Annotated in this window: 18 protein-coding genes and 3 pseudogenes; 12 read left to right on the top strand and 9 right to left on the bottom strand. The window is 36.6% G+C overall.

Features of this window, described 5'->3' with window-relative positions:
- Window positions 1-335 precede the first annotated feature (335 nt).
- Window positions 336-557 carry a hypothetical protein gene (locus tag HNP81_RS05750; protein ID WP_182501898.1) on the bottom strand — a complete coding sequence of 74 codons (222 nt, stop codon included), beginning with the start codon at window positions 555-557 and terminating at the stop codon, window positions 336-338.
- Window positions 558-977: 420 nt separating this feature from the next.
- Here HNP81_RS05750 and HNP81_RS05745 point away from each other — a divergent pair, with 420 nt between their 5' ends.
- Window positions 978-1,736, top strand: coding sequence for an IclR family transcriptional regulator (locus HNP81_RS05745; RefSeq protein ID WP_182501897.1), 759 nt, complete (start codon window positions 978-980; stop codon window positions 1,734-1,736).
- A gap of 107 nt (window positions 1,737-1,843) precedes the next feature.
- Here the strand turns inward: HNP81_RS05745 and HNP81_RS05740 are convergent, their stop codons facing one another.
- Window positions 1,844-2,839, bottom strand: coding sequence for a 5-oxoprolinase subunit C family protein (locus HNP81_RS05740; protein WP_182501896.1), 996 nt, complete (start codon window positions 2,837-2,839; stop codon window positions 1,844-1,846).
- Window positions 2,836-3,585 (bottom strand): 5-oxoprolinase subunit PxpB, encoded by a 750-nt coding sequence (gene pxpB / locus HNP81_RS05735; RefSeq protein ID WP_028392609.1) that lies wholly within the window; start codon window positions 3,583-3,585, stop codon window positions 2,836-2,838. The genes HNP81_RS05740 and pxpB overlap by 4 nt, the downstream gene beginning before the upstream one ends.
- A gap of 288 nt (window positions 3,586-3,873) precedes the next feature.
- Between pxpB and pxpA the strand changes: the two genes are divergently transcribed.
- The 5 genes from pxpA to HNP81_RS05710 all read left to right on the top strand — a co-directional run bounded on the left by pxpA (window position 3,874) and on the right by HNP81_RS05710 (window position 9,248).
- The gene (pxpA, locus tag HNP81_RS05730) at window positions 3,874-4,635 is read left to right on the top strand and encodes a 5-oxoprolinase subunit PpxA (RefSeq protein WP_028392610.1); all 762 of its coding nucleotides are present in this window, start codon (window positions 3,874-3,876) and stop codon (window positions 4,633-4,635) included.
- 16 nt (window positions 4,636-4,651) lie between these two features.
- Window positions 4,652-5,878, top strand: a complete 1,227-nt coding sequence (locus HNP81_RS05725; protein WP_182501895.1) for an NRAMP family divalent metal transporter — start codon at window positions 4,652-4,654, stop codon at window positions 5,876-5,878.
- Between the two features lie 31 nt (window positions 5,879-5,909).
- Complete coding sequence (locus HNP81_RS05720) at window positions 5,910-6,701, top strand: putative hydro-lyase (protein WP_182501894.1); 792 nt, start codon at window positions 5,910-5,912, stop codon at window positions 6,699-6,701.
- A 357-nt stretch (window positions 6,702-7,058) separates the two neighbouring features.
- The gene (locus tag HNP81_RS05715) at window positions 7,059-7,202 is read left to right on the top strand and encodes a hypothetical protein (RefSeq protein ID WP_154664013.1); all 144 of its coding nucleotides are present in this window, start codon (window positions 7,059-7,061) and stop codon (window positions 7,200-7,202) included.
- 855 nt (window positions 7,203-8,057) lie between these two features.
- Complete coding sequence (locus HNP81_RS05710) at window positions 8,058-9,248, top strand: MFS transporter (RefSeq protein ID WP_182501893.1); 1,191 nt, start codon at window positions 8,058-8,060, stop codon at window positions 9,246-9,248.
- Window positions 9,249-9,538: 290 nt separating this feature from the next.
- Here HNP81_RS05710 and HNP81_RS05705 read toward each other — a convergent pair.
- The 4 genes and pseudogenes from HNP81_RS05705 to HNP81_RS05690 all read right to left on the bottom strand — a co-directional run.
- A pseudogene (locus HNP81_RS05705) lies at window positions 9,539-10,039 on the bottom strand (substrate-binding domain-containing protein); the annotation flags it as partial.
- 3 nt (window positions 10,040-10,042) lie between these two features.
- The gene (gene rbsD, locus HNP81_RS05700; protein WP_182501892.1) at window positions 10,043-10,399 is read right to left on the bottom strand and encodes a D-ribose pyranase; all 357 of its coding nucleotides are present in this window, start codon (window positions 10,397-10,399) and stop codon (window positions 10,043-10,045) included.
- A gap of 1 nt (window position 10,400) precedes the next feature.
- On the bottom strand, window positions 10,401-11,279 hold the full coding sequence (gene rbsK / locus HNP81_RS05695) for a ribokinase (RefSeq protein ID WP_182501891.1): 879 nt from the start codon (window positions 11,277-11,279) through the stop codon (window positions 10,401-10,403).
- Window positions 11,272-12,261 carry a LacI family DNA-binding transcriptional regulator gene (locus HNP81_RS05690; RefSeq protein WP_182501890.1) on the bottom strand — a complete coding sequence of 330 codons (990 nt, stop codon included), beginning with the start codon at window positions 12,259-12,261 and terminating at the stop codon, window positions 11,272-11,274. The genes rbsK and HNP81_RS05690 overlap by 8 nt, the downstream gene beginning before the upstream one ends.
- A gap of 581 nt (window positions 12,262-12,842) precedes the next feature.
- On the opposite strand from HNP81_RS05690, the pseudogene HNP81_RS23735 reads away from it, so the two are divergent.
- From HNP81_RS23735 to HNP81_RS05670, 4 genes and pseudogenes are all read left to right on the top strand, one after another.
- Window positions 12,843-13,427 (top strand): annotated as a pseudogene (locus tag HNP81_RS23735) (TerD family protein); the annotation flags it as partial.
- A 170-nt stretch (window positions 13,428-13,597) separates the two neighbouring features.
- Complete coding sequence (locus HNP81_RS05680) at window positions 13,598-14,488, top strand: PhzF family protein (protein WP_182501889.1); 891 nt, start codon at window positions 13,598-13,600, stop codon at window positions 14,486-14,488.
- Between the two features lie 354 nt (window positions 14,489-14,842).
- Window positions 14,843-15,130: pseudogene (locus HNP81_RS05675) on the top strand (site-specific integrase); the annotation flags it as partial.
- Between the two features lie 283 nt (window positions 15,131-15,413).
- A complete protein-coding gene (locus tag HNP81_RS05670; protein ID WP_220478505.1) occupies window positions 15,414-15,767 on the top strand; it encodes a hypothetical protein in 354 nt (117 codons plus the stop codon).
- Window positions 15,768-16,098: 331 nt separating this feature from the next.
- Here HNP81_RS05670 and HNP81_RS05665 read toward each other — a convergent pair whose 3' ends face one another.
- Together HNP81_RS05665 and HNP81_RS24555 are read right to left on the bottom strand one after the other, a co-directional pair.
- Window positions 16,099-16,260: a hypothetical protein gene (locus HNP81_RS05665; RefSeq protein ID WP_182502212.1), complete on the bottom strand. Its 162-nt coding sequence runs from the start codon at window positions 16,258-16,260 to the stop codon at window positions 16,099-16,101.
- Window positions 16,208-16,429 carry a heterocycloanthracin/sonorensin family bacteriocin gene (locus HNP81_RS24555; RefSeq protein WP_182501888.1) on the bottom strand — a complete coding sequence of 74 codons (222 nt, stop codon included), beginning with the start codon at window positions 16,427-16,429 and terminating at the stop codon, window positions 16,208-16,210. The genes HNP81_RS05665 and HNP81_RS24555 overlap by 53 nt, the downstream gene beginning before the upstream one ends.
- Window positions 16,430-17,103: 674 nt before the next feature.
- Between HNP81_RS24555 and HNP81_RS05655 the strand changes: the two genes are divergently transcribed.
- Window positions 17,104-17,721 carry an NUDIX hydrolase gene (locus HNP81_RS05655; protein WP_182501887.1) on the top strand — a complete coding sequence of 206 codons (618 nt, stop codon included), beginning with the start codon at window positions 17,104-17,106 and terminating at the stop codon, window positions 17,719-17,721.
- Between the two features lie 103 nt (window positions 17,722-17,824).
- Window positions 17,825-17,997: helix-turn-helix domain-containing protein (locus tag HNP81_RS24550; protein ID WP_182501886.1), on the top strand; the 173-nt coding region annotated here is incomplete at its 3' end.

The following is a 17,997-nucleotide window of genomic DNA, read 5'->3' as shown; positions in this document are numbered from 1 at the left end:
TAATGGGACACCCACTTTTTATATTTCTTTGCCAAATTGTAGGTTAAAAATAAAGCTTTATTGATCGAGCCTATACTTCTTGATTTAGTAAGAGACTGTTTTTTGAAAAAAATATTAATCAAAATGTCTCTAAACTTATTTATAGGTACACTTTTTTAAAGGCTATGTTAAACTTTATTGTTGTTTTTTTCTTGAATATTTCGGGATTTCTTACTTGAAATTCCTTGTTACTTTTCTTTTTTGAAATAATTTTTACATACATTCTTTTCTCTTAGCGTTTTCGTTCATCTTTTTAATTTTCTTTGATAATTCATGATGAAAGTATAAGTTGCTCATCATAGAGTACGGGTCGATAAGCCTCGTTTTATTTTGCGATGCAAATCATATTCAACCTTATCTTCTTTAACAATTACACTTCGTTGTATGTGATTTAAAAGATTTTTAACATCTTTGTAGTTGGATAATCTCAAGAAGTTCAGTACTTCTTCATCTGTTCCAGGCAGTGTTTTTATATTAATTATTTTTTTAGCCTTAGCCATTATTAAAGCCTTAGCCAAGAAATCATAACCATAAATTAAGAGAATTCATAAGAAATCAATACCCTCTTTGCAATAAGTTTTTACAAACCATTAAGGCGATTTTAAATCTTTTAGATTATCAAAGAAAATATTAATTTCTTCTACCTTTTAAACGATGTTGTTCCTGCGAATTCACCTTTTTAATCTCCGCTATCAATTCCCTTAAAGCCACTCCAATCAACATGAATAAACGTTCTTTATTTAATCCAAAATCAACAGAGTTTTTCCCCATTTCCTTTTTAAAAGTTTAATAATTTTTGACTTTGTTCTGTTAAAAATTTGATATGATAGGAGTAAACTATATTGAGTATTTTTCCACTTCCTATGTAGATAGTTTGATAGTGGTTCATTTTTAAATTATCAATAGGTGAAGGAATATCTACATAAAGGAGACAAATCATGTATAGTAAGAATAAAACGGTTGTCCGTTCTATGGATATTTTAAATTTATTTATAGATCATGCCCAATTAACTTTCCAAGAAATTATAGATTTATCTGGCATTCCGAAAACATCTGTCTATCGCATGTTAACTTCTTTAGAGGAACTGGGGTTCTTAGAGAAGGGAACGGATTCAAAATATCGATTAGGTCTCATATTTCTTAATTTTGGTCAACTCGTTTCTTCAAGGCTTGATATTCGGCAATTTGCTTTACCCATTATGCAAGAGTTGCATGATGATGTAGATGAAGCCATTAACTTAATTGTTAAACAAGGGAATGAAGCCATGTATATTGAAAAAATCGATATCAATCAAAAGGTTCGCTTATATACGGCAATTGGCAGAAGAAGTCCTTTATACGCTGGGGCCTGTTCTCGGGTCATCTTATCTTTCTTACCAGCTATTGAAATTGAGAAATATATTGAATCCGTTGAATTAAAACCTTTTGCGATGGGAACGATCACTGATAAGGTAGATTTATATAAAGCGATTCACCAAGCTCAAAAAGATGGTTACACAATTAGTCATTCTGAATTAGAGAATTATACATCTGCGATCGCCGCTCCTATCTTCGATCATAAAGGTGATGTGATTGCTGGTATTAGCATCGCTGGCATTGAAGCTAATTACCAAAATGAAAATGTGCCTATTTTTGCAGAAAAAATCAAGTGGGCGGCTGAGCGAATTTCTGAAAAATTAGGATACACCAAAGCATAAATAACCATCCTCTATTCACCTGTTTTTTCAGGAATGAATAGGGATGGTTTTAATTAATTTTATATCTAAACTATGTGTTTTAAGAAAATTCGTAATAAAGTTACCGCTCATAAGTAACTTCCTTTAAATTGGATACCTATTTTGATCTCATTTATAATTTGTTCTTTCATTAATAACTCCATCACTGCTTCTTCATGTGAAATTTCTTTGAAATGAATTTTGGCATTCGGTTGTAACTGTCCCATACTTGGTAAATCCGCGGAAATAATTTGACCGATTTTTGGATAACCACCTGTTGTTTGACGGTCTGCCATTAAAATAATTGGATTTCCGTCTGGCGGTACTTGAATGGTTCCGTATGTGACGCCTTCAGACAGTAATTCAAATTCCTTTGCTAACGAGAGCGGAGGACCTTCCATTCGATACCCCATCCGATCGGCTTGAGTGGTTAATACATATGGTTCACTAAAAAGTGTTTTTTTACTTTTTTCATCAAATCTATCAAACTCGGGACCTTTGATGACACGGATCGTTTGAGTTTGCTCTAAATTGATAAGTGCATCATACTTTACTGTCCACGTAAAGTCGTCATTTCTCTGATCTAATTGCTGAAATAATGATGTGTTGAATTCATTCATTTCATCGAATTCGAGTACATCCTCTTTTTTCAAAGCTCTGCCTTTAAACCCGCCGATTCCCGCACGAAGGTAGGTGCTTTTGCTTCCCATTACTTCTGGAATAGCAATCCCTCCAGCGAAAGCTATATATGCTCGGCATCCTTTTAATGGAGATTTGAATTGTAATACGGAGCCTTTTCTTACTAAAAGAGGCCGCCATGTTACTGCTTTTTTTCCATCAATCGTAGCGAGTAAATCTCCGCCAGTTATAGCAATCAACCTATCTCTTTCAAATTGAAGGGTCGTACCCAACAAGGTAATTTCTAAAGCACCTTCATTTTCTTTATTCCCTACTAGTAAATTAGCAACTCTTAGCGAATACTTATCCATCGCTCCGCTAACAATGACCCCATATTGTTGAGAACCGTATCTTCCTAAGTCTTGTACACTTGTTAACAGTCCTTGATTAAGTACTTTAACAGTCATCGATTTCTCTCCTTATCCCTATAATATTCTTCAGGAGAAATTTGGACAAATTTAATTTTGTCTCCAGCTTGCAGCAATGTCGGAGGCGAAAGATCTGGGCGGAATAAATCTAATGGAGTACGTCCGATAATCTGCCAGCCTCCAGGTGTTTCTAACGGATAAACACCCGTTTGTTTTCCAGCGATTCCAACTGATCCTGGTACAATTGATAACCTAGGAGTCTGTCTGCGCGGCGTTGCAATTCTCTCATCCATTCCCCCCATAAATGGAAATCCCGGAGCAAATCCTATCATATATACTAAACATTCACTTTGGGTATGTATTCGAATCACCTCTTCTGCCGATATCTGATGATACGATGCTACATAATCTAAATCAGGACCGTATTCTCCGCCATATAGGACAGGTATCTCAACTAACCTTGCTTCCAAACTTTGGATTTCATCAATGTGTTGAGTTAATTTATTCACATTTGAACTAACTGTTTGAAAAGGGGTTAATGATGAATGATGATTGCTAAGATTATTTATTTGAGCATGATGCACAACGACTGGGTTGTAATAGATTGTAATAGTATTAAAAGCCGGTACGGACTCAATGAAACCATCAAAAGGATAAGTATTTAACAGGGATGACAAGGCTTGAATTTTTTGATGTATAGCTGGGCTTATTCCCTCACCAAGCTGTACAATCAGTGCGGAATCACCTAAAGGTTTGATGATAGCGTTGGAGAAACAATGACTCATTTCCACACCTCCAGTAGTTTCTAAATTCGGGACTAATGTTCTTAAAAACGGATTACTTAAATTATAATTATCAAAAAATAAAAAAACAAGTTTATAAATTCTAAATTTTTACCATTTCAGTATTTTCAGTTAACGTCTATTCAGACATTTCCTTTTGTGATAGAATAAATCTACATTTCAAAACTAATATTCCTTAATTCGGAACAAAAAAATGTATATTGCGCACTGAAAACGCTTACTTTTTTTCTAGGGTAAACATGATAGATAAATAGCGAAGGAGAGAAAAGAATGTTTAAAGTAGATTTGAATTGTGATTTAGGAGAAAGTTTTGGTCGATATAAACTTAGTGAACAACAAGAAATATTGAAATATGTAACATCAGCGAATATTGCGTGTGGTTTTCATGCAGGAGATCCAAGCGTGATGAGGGAAACGGTCAAGCTTGCTATTGAAAATGGTGTGAAAATTGGTGCCCATCCTGGCCTGCCTGATTTGAATGGATTCGGACGCCGCGAAATGAAAATTACACCCCAAGAGGCTTATGATATGGTTGTATATCAAATTGGTGCACTTCAAGGGTTCTTATCAACATGTAATGAGACGATGCAACACGTTAAACCGCACGGAGCTTTGTACAATATGTCTGCAAAAGACCCTAAGCTTGCTGAAGCGATTGCTCAAGCGGTATATGACATCTCTCCATCATTAGTTTTATTTGGACTTGCCGGAAGTGAGTTGACGAAAGCAGGAGAAAAGATTGGCTTACGTACAGCACATGAAGTTTTTTCTGATCGTACCTATCAATCCGATGGTACGTTAACTTCACGATCTCAATCTGATGCTTTAATAACAGATCAAGAACATTCAGTATCACAAGTGATAAAAATGGTGACAGAAGGAAAAGTCACATCTCAGCAGAATACTGAAGTTTCTTTAAAAGCAGACACCGTTTGCATTCACGGAGATGGGGTACATGCCCTTGCTTTTGCAAGTTATATAAAAGAAGTATTAGAAAAAAACAATATTATTGTTTCATCAATAAACAACTAGAATGGGAGGACACTAAATGATACCGAAAAAAGCAGAAATAGAAAATGCCCAGCCTAAAAAGAAAGTTAGTACAAGTATCCTGCTCGGTGCTGCTTTTTTAATGGCGACATCATCGATAGGACCCGGCTTTTTAACACAAACGACGGTATTCACACAGCAATTAGCAGCTAGCTTTGCATTTGTTATTTTTATTTCATTACTATTAGATGTTTTTGCTCAATTGAATATATGGAGAATCATTACTGTTTCAGGCCTGCGTGGTCAAGAAATTGCAAATAAAGTTTTACCTGGACTAGGTGTGTTTCTAGCATTTCTCATTGTATTAGGTGGACTTGCCTTTAATATTGGAAATGTCGCAGGTGCAGGTCTTGGGTTAAATGCAATGATCGGATTAGATCCGATAACAGGTGCAATTATTAGTGCTGCATTTGCGATCTTTATTTTCCTAGTTAAAGAAGCTGGTAAAGCTATGGACAAAGTGGCTCAAATTGCCGGTTTTGTTATGATTCTCTTAATGGTATATGTTGCATTCATTACTTCTCCACCTGTTGGAGAAGCCATAGTAAATACATTTGTACCAGAAAAAATTAGTATATTTGCCATCGTGACACTAGTTGGTGGAACAGTTGGAGGATATATCACATTCGCTGGTGGTCATCGCCTATTAGATGCGGGAATAAAAGGGGTTGAATCAATACCTGAAGTGACAAAAAGTTCAATAATAGGCATTTCAGTTACAGGTGTCATGCGTGTCGCTTTATTCTTAGCTGTTCTTGGAGTTGTTTCTCAAGGTCTTGCAATTGATCCATCCAATCCTCCAGCATCAGTATTCCAACTTGCTGCAGGTGAAGTTGGCTTACGAATGTTTGGGGTGATTATGTGGGCAGCTGCTATTACGTCAGTAGTTGGTGCAGCGTATACATCTGTTTCATTTATCCGTTCATTCAGTCCGGTCATAGAAAAATATCATAACTGGATTATTATCTTATTTATTGTAGTATCCACTGTAACATTTGCATTAGTTGGACGACCTGTTACTATTTTATTAATCGTTGGTGCTTTGAATGCTCTTATTTTACCAATCGCATTAGGCACGTTATTAATAGCTGCTAATAAGAAAGATATTATGGGGAATTACAAACATCCTTTATGGTTAACGATTTCAGGTGGAATCGTCGTCGTCATCATGGGATATTTAGGAGTTGTGACATTAATTGAACAACTGCCGCAAGTATTTAAGTAAAAAGTAATTGTTGCGGAAGGAGAGATGGCACATGATAAACTATGAATATATGGATCCAAAAGAAATAAGGGAGCTTATTCGTACACAAGAAATTACGGGACCCACTGCAGGTATGTCAAAAGGATTCACACAAGCAAATTTGGTCATATTAAAGAAAGAATATGCCTTTGATTTCTTGCTATTCTGCCAGAGAAATCCGAAGCCATGTCCCTTATTAGATGTCACTGAGCCTGGATCTTTTAACCCGAGTAAAATCGCTAAAGAAGCTGATATTCGAAAGGATATCCCTAAATATCGCATTTACAAAGATGGCATTTTCACAGAAGAAACGACAGATATTACCGAATATTGGGAAGACGATATGGTAGGTTTCTTACTAGGTTGTAGTTTTACGTTTGAAACATCGCTTCTTGATAGTGGAATCCCGGTTCGACACATTGATGAGAACCGCAACGTTCCCATGTATAAAACAAATATTCCTTGTGAAAAAGCGGGGGTATTCGAAGGGCCAACGGTTGTAAGTATGCGTCCAATGTCGCATGAAGATGCGATTCGTGCTATCCAAATTACTAGTCGCTTCCCTTCAGTACATGGATCACCGATTCATATCGGTGATCCATGTAAAATTGGAATTGCTGATATTTCAAAACCTGATTTTGGCGATGCCGTCACTATCAAAGAAGGAGAGATTCCTGTTTTCTGGGCTTGTGGCGTGACCCCTCAAGCGGTTGCCTTACAAAGCAAACCATCACTTATGATTACTCATGCCCCTGGCCATATGTTTATTAGTGATGTGCGGGACGAAAAATTTAGTGTGCTATAGAATGTTGAAAAATAGAGTGGATCAACGCTGGACCCGAATGGCACAAAGGTAAAGCAAGCAATAGGCATTTTACAACTTCTTCGTTCACTTTTAAAAAAATCCGGTCTCCTTAATTGGAGAACTGGATTTTTTTATGTTGGTTTCATTCCTAGCAAAAGCAACAAACGAACATTTGTCTGATTCAAAAAAAATCACCTGAACATGATTAAGTTCGAATGATTAATAAATATCCTACATACTTAAGGATCACTTTAAATCAGTCATGTAAGCTGTTGGCACAATTATTACATAATAAATGGGTAAGGGAAAAAGCTATTTACAACTGCATTATTATTTTCATGAAGAAGAAAATGAATTATGAGCAGGAAAGAAAAAAATGAAGGCATAAGAGTACAGTTGCCTTATAATCGTTATGTAGATTCTGCAGTTTTGGAGGAAGAGAATTACAGGGAATTAGTAGGAATTTTGGATAAATACACGTTTAACGAGCAGGAGCAGTGAAGAACAAGCTCAATTTTTATTGAGTATGACCGAATATGATAATTAGTGTTTTTCCGGAGTCTCGGAACATGACAACGAGTCAGATATTGCCTATTGCTCCAGATAAATCGTTAGCTATATATAGTTATTCTTTCTAGAGCAAACATATTTATAATCATACTTTTTCTCTTTTTGGCAGTGCTCACTAATAATGCGATAACACACCATAGCATTTATAAAACTATATATCATTATATTTTCTCTTATATTCTGAATTATAATATTTTAAAATAATGATCCATGCTTTCGACAATATTAAAATAATAGTCAATACTATATGAATTAACTATCTAATCAATATCTCATTTACTTATGATACGGTTCTTCATTGTTTATCTTACACGACAAAAGTATCTTGAAATAAGTACGTTTTGTTATTTAGTTAATTCCTTTTAAAGTAATGGCTCTTTTCGTAAAGATTGTTGTTTTTAGCAAGAAACCAATTCGAACAGATGTTGATCTTCGTTACAGGTGCGAGACTCCTGCGGGAAAAGCGTGTTGAGGGAGACCCCGCAAGTGCAAAGCACTGAGGAGGCTTCTGAGACCGCCTCTACAACGGAAATCAACCCGGGTTATTAGTGTAAAAATGATTGAAAAGCAACAAAGTATGTGAAAACAGCCAAAGTAATTAACCAGGTTTGAGTTTTATTTAATGATGTTTCTATAAAATGTACTTTTTAACGTTAATCAATTTTTATAGAAATATTTAACTATAACTAAGCAAGGGTATCCTCGTAAAAATGTATTATGGTATGATAGTTAGATTGTTTTTCTACCTTGTGACACATTTACATTCATCTGAGAAAAGAGGTACTTATGCACACTACAGAATTGACCAAGCGACATTGGTTACTCATCTTAACACTTACTTTATTAACTTTTGTACTCGGGACAAGCGAATTTGTTATCATTGGGATCTTAACCGATATTTCCACGAGTCTCCATATGACAAATGCAAAAGCAGGCACACTCGTTTCTGCATTTGCGATTACGTTTGCCATTGCCACACCACTAGTGATGTCGGCAACAAGTCATTTTCCAAAGCGTAAATGGATGTTGTTTTTGATAGGTTCGTTCATCATTCTGAATGCTTTGTGCGTGATTTCGACAAGCTACATCATGCTCCTAGCACTACGGATGGTGACTGCGATTGTAACAGGAGTTTTAATTTCTCTTGCCATGATTGTTGCAAGTGAAACTATGCCGATCGCAAAACGTGGACTTGCCATATCATTCGTTTTCGGTGGTTTTACTCTTGCAAACGTGATTGGTGTACCAATAGGCACTGTCATCGCTGAATGGTACAACTGGAATGCAACCTTCCTGTTAACGACTATTCTCGGTGGAATTGCGTTTTTGGCATCGTTCTTCATTTTGCCTACTTTGCACAGTCCATTTCGCAGTTCGATGCGTGAACAATTTTCTTTGTTAACACACCCTCGAATCCTAATGGCTTTTTTCATTCCATCTCTTGGATTTGGAGCGACATATGCCGTTTATACGTATCTTGTTCCGATCCTGAAAAGCATGGAGGCACCAAGTAGTTCAATCAGTTGGATCTTGTTTGGCTACGGTTTTATTTCCATTTTCAGCAACATACTCGCTGGTAAAATTGCCAGCTACAACGCTATCGGCCGCCTCCGGTTTGTTTTCCTTGTGCAAGCAATGGTTCTGATCAGTTTATATTGGACGACAAATAATTTTATCTTTGGATTGGTAAATATTAGCTTAATGTCCTTAATGGCTATTCTTTTAACAACATCTACCCAGCTTTATTTAATAGACCTTGCCGGTATTTATCAACCAAAAGCTACAGGACTAGCAGCTTCACTAATGCCGGTGGCAAGCAATGTCGGAATCGCATTTGGTTCTGCATTAGGAGGAATTGTTTACCATCAGGGGAATTTAATGAATGTGACTTTGGTCGGTGGGCTTATTGCTATCTTTGCAAGTCTTCTAACTTTCCTAAGTTATCGCTTAGACCAAAAACAAAAGAAATCAGCATAAGAGAGAAGCTACGAACGCCTTGATATGCTTCCTATGGTACCTCCAATAGAACAAAAATTTATACATGGCTTAATTATCGAAATTACAGTTAATCCTTCAATTAAAGTGAAACTTCAATCAGTGGGGGATTTCTTCATCCCCCACTGATTGTTAGTCCCGCTCTACTCCCTTGAAAAACACATTTTCATCATTTTTGGTGAAACTTGCTTCATGCTTTGCTGCCCGTTTATGCAGGATAAAGCGGTTACTCTCTTTCGTTACCCATTAGAACCCATTTAAGCTTCTACATGTTATTCTTTTATTACAAGCTTTAGTGGAGCAGGAATATTTTTCTCAACTTTTTTTCCACTTAACACATCACGTCCAGCATCAACAGCAAGTTTTCCAATTAAATCTGGCTGTTGGGCAACAGTTGCCTCAAGTTTTCCTGCTTTAATCGCATTGAGGGCATCTTCATTTCCATCAAAGCCAATCACCATAATATCTCTACCTGAACTATTGATTGCTTCAATGGCACCTAATGCCATTTCATCATTATGAGCAAACACGGCTTTTATCGTTGGATTTGCTTGAATGATGTTTTCCATAACTGTTAACCCTTTTGTCCGGTCGAAGTCTGCTGATTGCTTAGCGATTACCTGAAGATTCGTATCGGCAATCGTATGGAATCCCTTCCCTCTTTCTCGAGTTGCCGAAGCACCAGGTACCCCTTCAAGCTCAGCTACTACTGCATCTTTTCCAAGCTTATCTACTATATATTCAGCTGCCATTTCTCCGCCCTTACTATTGTCGAATCAAGTTCTTACTGGTGTTGACTTTGAACTCGTTGCTGGAGATGTTAATGTCTTAAATTGTTCATGTGTAACCTGTTCCACATTCGTGTTAAGAAAGGTTTTGTTCAAATATTCAAAGGTTTTTGGATTTCTGTCTACAAGTTCAGAGGCCATGATCACTTTTTCAATGATCATGGCCTCTCTTATCACATCAACAACTTCTTTGAAAGATGGGGTCCCCCGTTTTAAAGCAAGGTCGACCTTTACGACCCCATCCGGTACCGGCAAGCCAGCGTCTGCTATTACAATCATATCCGTATGACCGAGGTCACTTAAAATCTTTGAAATGTGGCTGTTTAAAATCCCGGTCCTTTTCAATTTAAAGACTCCCTTCGACAGCTTCTCTTGTTGGCATGCCACCTTGAGCTCCAAACTTAGTAACCGAAAGAGAGGCTGCTCTGTTCGCAAAACGAACACTATCACTAAATCCTTTACCTTCTGCTAAAGCAACGGCAAAGGCAGCATTGAACGTATCTCCTGCACCTGTCGTATCCACAACTTCAACTTGATAAGATGGAATGAGAACTTCCTTTTCCCCATCATGATACCGCACACCATTTTTGCCTTCTGTGATAAAAACCTTATTTGGATACTTCTTTAAAGCGGCATGAATATCGTCGCTCCCGAATAGCACGGCTGCTTCAAGTTCATTCGGCGTAATATAAGTGGCTCTTTCTATTACTTTTTGGCTTAATGGCCTTGCAGGCGCAGGATTTAATAGAAGTGGAATCCCCAGGCTATAACATGTTTCACTAACAAACTCTACTGTTTCTTCTGGAATCTCTTGTTGAATGAGCACGATATCGGATTCTCGAATAACCTCTAGCTTCTGTTCTATAAACTCCGCCGTTACCATGTCGTTTGCAGCTTTGACAACGATAATGCTGTTGTCACCATCAGCAAGCGTTATGTGAGCGGTCCCGCTTTCCATACCTGTAACCCGTTCCACACACTGTGTTAGCACATTATTTTTTGAGAAATTCTTAATAATCTCTTTCCCAAAATCATCATCGCCAACTCGGCCGATCATCGTCACTTCTGCTCCAAGACGGCTAGCTGCTACAGCTTGGTTGGCCCCTTTTCCACCTGGCACTGTTTTGAAAGACTCTCCAAGAATCGTTTCTCCTTTATCAGGTCGTTTCTGCGCTGTTACGACCAAGTCCATCGATGAACTTCCGATTACTGTTATTTTAACCATTTTCCTCAACCTTTCTTGTCGTCTGCCTTTCGATAAACATAACAGGCATTTGTATGTTTTTTTCAAAATGTGTTTCCTTATTGATCAATCTTATAAGCAGCTTTGCCGCTTCTTTTCCCATATCATACGCAGGCTGTCTAATCGTAGATAGCGGTGGAAATAGCAGTCTGCTGAGCGGGATGTCATCAAATCCGATCAGCTGAAGATCTTCCGGTATCGCCTTCCCCAATCGAAGGGCTTCATGCATAACCGCAGCCGCAACCACATCGTTACTCGCAAGTATACCATCTGTATCAGGATACTTTTCAAATAATTCCTCTGCCCATATCTCTGCATCTGAAAAAGAAAATGAACTAGTCTCAATCACAGAAAAATCTACGTTTGCGGAACGAAGCTCTGCTATTGCTCCATTAAATCGATCTTGTGCAGTCTGCAATTGTGCAGGTCCTTTAAGAATGGTAATCCGTTTGCTCCCCCTTTTCACTAACTCCGAGGCAGCCATGCGTCCACCTTCGATTCCATCTACAAATACAGATGGATGGTCATTAAAGGTTCGGTCAAGGAAAACCACTGGTGATGAAAGATCATCATAATGGCTTCGACCAGTAAGATTCGTTGCCGTAATGATGCCGGTTACATTATTTTGTTCAAATGTTTGTATATAATCCATTTCTTTCGGATATTTCTCGTCTATATTGCCAATTATTAATTGATAGCCCTGCTCTTGTATCTCATCCTCTATCCCGCGTGCTAGCTCAGGAAAGAATGGATTTCGAATATCCGGGAGCAATAAACCAATCAATCTAGATTTCTTTTTAAAAAGTGATCGAGCAACTTCATTAGGTTTATAGCTTAGCTGTTGAATGGCTTCGATTACTAGTTTTCTTGTATCTTCATGAACATACCCATTATCATTTAACACTCTTGAAACAGTCGCTACTGAGACTCCTGCTTGTTTAGCGACATCCTTTATTGTTGCCATATAGCCTCACCTCACACCATGTAACCGATTACACATTTAATTTATCATACTTATTTCGAAAACACAACTATCGATTCTTTTTTTTATAGGTAATATATTGCAGTAACAAAATCATAAATTTCATTATCAAAAGACATACAGTATGTCCCATCCACAGAGTCAGATCCTACAACACAATAGTTCTGTGATCTTGTAAAAAACCACTTTTTATAGGCGGCTATTAAACTCACTATTCCTAATTTTTAGGATTCATTTATAATGAAAATACTTATCAGAATAGGGAGTGATTTTTTATGGTGAATCTGAACAAAATTGAATTGAAGAAAAAAGGACAAGCGATAAAGTGAAACTTCAACAGTGGGGTTTTCTTCATCCCCCACTGTTTGTTAGTCCCGTTCTACTATCGCTAATATCCCCGCTACCGCGGAGATAAAGCGATACTACGAACCCGATTGGTTCAACTAGACCTCTGCTCACGCATCGGCAAGTTTCACTGTATCTCACCAATCGGGCTTTTACGGGCAGTTATTCCTCGATTCCTCTAAGCCTTGAGAAGAGGTTTTACTGCCCGTTAATGCGGGATAAATCTAACTAAAACAAGTAATCAGTCAATTGGTGAAATCCTAGTAAACTTGAATTGGAATCAACAAAGCGGAGGAAAGAAATCAGGCGGGTTCTTATCTGCTCTTTTAGGAAAATCCAATCATGTCGATCTTGATTTAGGATGTTTATATGAGCTGAAAAACGGCGAAAAGGGCTGTGTTCAAGCTCTAGGGAATGCATTTGGGAATTTTAACAATAGACCATATATGCAATTGGATGCAGATGACCGCACTGGTTCAGCTGTTGGTGGAGAAAACCTACGTATTAACGGAAATAAGATTTCAGATATTAAACGAGTTCTTGTTTACTCATTTATATATGAAGGGGTTGCAAATTGATCACAAACAGATGGAATCGTAACATTGAAATATCCCGCAGGCCCTGACATTGAAGTAAAATTAGATGAACATCGCAACGGAAAAGTTATGTGTGCTATAGCTTTGATTGAGAATGTGAATGACGAAACGTTTAAAGTGGAGCGTCTGATTGAATATTTCAATGGACACCCTGATATGGATCGTGCTTATGGTTGGGGAATGAAATGGATAGCTGGTAAAAAGTAATCGATAAAGTAAGACTTCCATTAGTGGTTTTTATCACCCACTGATGGTTAGTATATCCCTATCACCTTCTTCAACTAAACTGTATTACTTTATTAAGAAAAGGTGATTACCTTTGTTCCATATTCGCCCGATTGTATGATCAAAGATAATGATGGAAGGAGGTACGTATTTTGCCAAAAGTAAAGATTAGGCATATTGATGCTTTTAGTTCTATTCCAGAGAAAGGAAACCCAGCTGGCGTCGTATTGAATGGTGAGGATTATTCTGAAAAACAAATGCTCGCTATTGCTGCAGCAGTTGGATTTAATGAAACAGCTTTTGTTGTTCCTTCGGATATTGCTGATTTTCGCATTCGATATTTCACACCTGGACACGAAATGAATTTATGCGGTCATGCGACGATGGGAACGGTTTATGCTTTAAGAATGGATGGAATACTAGAAAAATCAAATTTCACAATTGAAACCAATGCAGGTGTATTGCCGATACAAATTCGTGAAGAAAATAATCAATTACTTATAACTATGCAACATGCAAAACCACAGTTCCACTCATTTAGCGGTTCAAAATCCGATTTAGCAGCTTCCATTGGAATACGAGAAGAAGATTTACATTCAGAATTTCCAATTGTTTATGGAAGTACAGGCATTTGGACATTAATTATCCCAATTAAACAGTTATCAAGCTTTTCAAAAATGACACCAAACACCGAAGCATTTCCGAAGGTTTTATTAGAGATGCCAAGAGTTTCTGTACACCCTATCTGTTTTGAAGTGCGCGATCATGAAAACGATATGCATGCTCGTCATTTTTCATCTCCTTATTCGGGGACAATTGAAGATGCCATTACAGGAACAGCTTCAGGCGTGATGGGCGCGTATTATAAAAAGTTTGTAAATAAAGATATTAGTTTACCTGCAACACTTATTGTTGAGCAAGGACATGAAATCAATAAAGATGGACGAGTATATGTACATGTAAATGGAGAAGAAGAGCAGCTAAACATCTCTATTTCAGGTACGGCTGTTTTTGTAAAAAATATTGAGATTGAAATAGAATAATATTACATATCAGGACATTCTTTATAGATTTGTCTAACGAATTAACAACTCTATTATCCATTTCTGAAACAATCACATTTCGATTGATTTAAATTTATACATCTTAAAAGAGCCTTTCTACAATTTTATTAAATAGACTAAAATAATAAGAGGATATTATGTTCAATATATGACATATATCCTCTTTTTCCATACAAATTAGATTTATTAATTAGATATTGTTATAGTCTACTATGTATAAAATAATTAAAAACATACGTTCTTCTTTTGGGGGTTGGGAGGATGTAGCTCACAACGGGAGACATAGTGAAATCTTTAGAATGATTGTTACCATATTTCGGGAGGTGAAGTTCTATTAGAGTTCAAGAAGTTATCTTAGAGAGTAACAATAAGAGATACATATTACTCAATCAAAAGGGACTTCCAGTGATGCCAGTTATGAACTATTTAAAGTATTTAGATAAGACGGGAAAAAGTCCTAATACTCAAAAAACATATTGTTATTCCTTAAAACATTTTTTCACCTACTTAGGGGAAGTAAACAAAGATTATAAGTATATCGGTTTAGAAGATTTAGTAGAGTTTGTGGGGAGGTTAAGAAGTCCTTATGAAAGTTCAAAAGTCACTCCCCTTCAACAAGATTTCTTTTCTGTTCATAAGATAAATTTTGGAGGTACCGCCTTTTAGCTTAAATAAGAAAAAACCGAAATTACAGATGTTTTCGGTTCATGAACTTTATTTAAGTAAGGTTGATGAAGATGACGCAACCAAAAGATGTTTGAACCTAAGAAGCTTTGGTCATTTTTAACTATTTTAATAATCAGTTTATTCTGATATTATAAAAGGGATAAAGATTGGAGGAGGAAATAACATAAAAAGCTTATTTTCAATCTTAAGTACCTTTGTGTTAGTTCTGGTAGGTGGAATGGTATTAAGTACTTCTTCTGCTCAAGCAAGTGTTCCTCAGTATTCTTTTCAAACAGAAGATGGAAAATGGGATGGTGAAATTGGAAATCCTAACAAAGGTAGTGACTTAGAGGTAGAACTAGTTCCCCCAATCTATTTAAAGACCTCGTCTGGAAGTAAGTTATTGACTAATTATAGTAACTTACGGGCTCGTCTCTGCAATGCTAGTACCGGAAAGTGCACAGGCTATCATAGCTTAACAGGTGGAAAGACATTATTCACAGGTATGAAAATAGGTAAATTTTATGTTGATGTGAAAGATGGATATTCCTCTGGCAAAGTAAATGGAAAACTACAAATTATTTTCAAATAACTTGTATTACTTGCTACTCATTCTCAATGGGTAGCATTTTATATGAAAAGTTTCTAAAATAAATTAATATCTAAATCTTTTTTGTATAATTTACTATAATTGAACTTTACCACTGCCCATTTTTCCAGAAAAGAAGCGAAGTTTACTGACATAACTAGCACGTTCACAAACGCTACGAGCCAGAATACCATAAGATACAGGAAATGTTGTTTGTGTGACATGAAATAAAGTTTGATACTTTGTTATTAAACTAATGGGTGCTTTAGTTGAACAGTGGGGTTGCTGTGGGAATCCCAATTCTTATTAGATCGTTACGATTGTGCCCTATCAGTTAGTGTACGATTTTTTGTCCAAAATGAAAATCAGTAAAGAAGTGCCCTTGCCCGCAAATTATGCATGGGCACTTTATTTCAATAGATATCCATTCTTTCTTTTGTGAATTAGTAATTGTACCAATCGTCGTAATCGTTGTAGCCGCTATAACAACCACCACAACCACAACCACCACCACAGCCGAAGCAACCGAAACATCGGAATCCACCACAACGCATACCGCCGCACATCATGCCACCGCAACGCATACAACGCATACCGCCAAATATTCTCGGATCCTGACTCTGAGGACCCATAGGAATTAACTGACCAACTTGAAAATTATCCATTCCTAAAGTTTGAAGTTCATTTTGAGCATTTTTACCTCCCCTGTTTATTTAAGAAAAATAGGTTAAACAGACATCTAACAAGAGATTTGAAGGAAGAAATTTTGTCAGTTATGTGTAATTAAGATATACTACGTGTACTCTCTTCAACAAAATATGCTTACTTTTAGGTGACTGTTACTGATTTAAAAGCCTAATTCATGTTAAATGCTTCATAAAATGTTGTCTTTGGAAGTAACGATGGGGATTAATTTTATTCAACTTGTTATAAATCTCAATGAAAGATCTCTTTAAGGGGAAGACTTGCTTTTGAAAAGGAAGGTACCCTTTTATCCTTATTCTGGTTTTGGACTAAAGATGGACTACTCCCCTTATTTGTATCGGATTCGGTATGTGAAGTATTTCACTTAAACTATCGGGGGCTTTAGTGAAAGAAGAATTTGCATAAAACACCCCTTTTTTATGTAGCTACCAGGCTTCTTCAGAAGCCGAAAATGTTGATTCATCAACCATGTATAAAATCATGTATAACCGATAAAAATGGACCATTCGGAACCCCTTGACCACCAAGGGGTTTTATGTTTCGGAACTTCCGAAAATTGACTTTATGTAAACTAGATTTGTATAGAGTATTCATGTGATAATTGGAGGTATAACAGAATTGGTGGTGATGATAAGTGGAACCTAAATGGCTTGAATGGGCAAAACAACTTCAATCAATTGCTCAAGCAGGATTAACTTATTCAAAAGATGTATATGACTTGGAACGATTTGAATTGATAAGAAATATTAGCGTTGAAATAATGTCACAACAAACAGATATTGACAAGACCATTATAAACAATCTGTTTGCCAATGAAACTGGTTATGCAACTCCTAAGGTAGATATTAGGTCTGTTGTTTTTAAAGATAATAAAATCTTAATGGTTAGAGAAAATACTGACGGAGATTGGTCGTTACCAGGCGGTTGGGGTGATATTGGATTAACCCCAAGTGAAGTTGCAGTCAAAGAAGTGAAAGAAGAATCAGGATTTGATGTAAAAGCGATTAAATTATTAGGGGTACTAGATAAGAAGTGTCATCCACATCCTCCTTCTCCTTATCACGTTTATAAAATGTTTATCCAATGTGAAATAATCGGTGGGCAAGCCAAAAAAGGAATAGAAACTAGTGCAGTTGAGTTTTTTGCTGAAAATGAACTGCCATCATTATCAATACCTCGAAATACAGAATCACAAATCAAATTAGCCTTTAAGCATTTACATAATCCACAAGAATCTGTCTATTTTGATTAATTATTATAGTAATACTACCAAGGATCTTCAAATTGTTATTATCCCCTTATAGTAGACAGTAAAAAGAAAGGATTGTACTGTCTTCTATGGAGGGGATTTTTTCATGGGGAAAATTAGAACAACATATACAAAAGAGATTAAGCTAAAAGCGATTCATTTATATGAAAACGAAGATATGGGGATTAGATCAATTTCCAAAGAGTTAGGGATTGGATATACAACTGTGCAAAGGTGGATAGCTCACTATAAAAGAGAAGGAATTCAGGGGTTAGAGGA

Source organism: Peribacillus huizhouensis (genome assembly GCF_014138605.1).
Lineage (GTDB): Bacteria > Bacillota > Bacilli > Bacillales > DSM-1321 > Peribacillus > Peribacillus huizhouensis.
This window is presented reverse-complemented; position numbering and strand designations above follow the sequence as displayed.

What these genes read in the sequence shown, in the direction of transcription:
- rbsK (WP_182501891.1), bottom strand. Translation starts at nt 11,279, where the DNA reads ATGGTTAAAATAACAGTAATCGGAAGTTCATCGATGGACTTGGTCGTA.
- pxpB (WP_028392609.1), bottom strand. Translation starts at nt 3,585, where the DNA reads ATGAGTCATTGTTTCTCCAACGCTATCATCAAACCTTTAGGTGATTCC.
- pxpA (WP_028392610.1), top strand. Translation starts at nt 3,874, where the DNA reads ATGTTTAAAGTAGATTTGAATTGTGATTTAGGAGAAAGTTTTGGTCGA.
- HNP81_RS05720 (WP_182501894.1), top strand. Translation starts at nt 5,910, where the DNA reads ATGATAAACTATGAATATATGGATCCAAAAGAAATAAGGGAGCTTATT.
- HNP81_RS05740 (WP_182501896.1), bottom strand. Translation starts at nt 2,839, where the DNA reads ATGACTGTTAAAGTACTTAATCAAGGACTGTTAACAAGTGTACAAGAC.
- HNP81_RS05690 (WP_182501890.1), bottom strand. Translation starts at nt 12,261, where the DNA reads ATGGCAACAATAAAGGATGTCGCTAAACAAGCAGGAGTCTCAGTAGCG.
- HNP81_RS05745 (WP_182501897.1), top strand. Translation starts at nt 978, where the DNA reads ATGTATAGTAAGAATAAAACGGTTGTCCGTTCTATGGATATTTTAAAT.
- HNP81_RS05715 (WP_154664013.1), top strand. Translation starts at nt 7,059, where the DNA reads ATGAGCAGGAAAGAAAAAAATGAAGGCATAAGAGTACAGTTGCCTTAT.
- HNP81_RS05725 (WP_182501895.1), top strand. Translation starts at nt 4,652, where the DNA reads ATGATACCGAAAAAAGCAGAAATAGAAAATGCCCAGCCTAAAAAGAAA.
- HNP81_RS05710 (WP_182501893.1), top strand. Translation starts at nt 8,058, where the DNA reads ATGCACACTACAGAATTGACCAAGCGACATTGGTTACTCATCTTAACA.
- HNP81_RS24555 (WP_182501888.1), bottom strand. Translation starts at nt 16,429, where the DNA reads ATGGATAATTTTCAAGTTGGTCAGTTAATTCCTATGGGTCCTCAGAGT.
- HNP81_RS05670 (WP_220478505.1), top strand. Translation starts at nt 15,414, where the DNA reads ATGGTATTAAGTACTTCTTCTGCTCAAGCAAGTGTTCCTCAGTATTCT.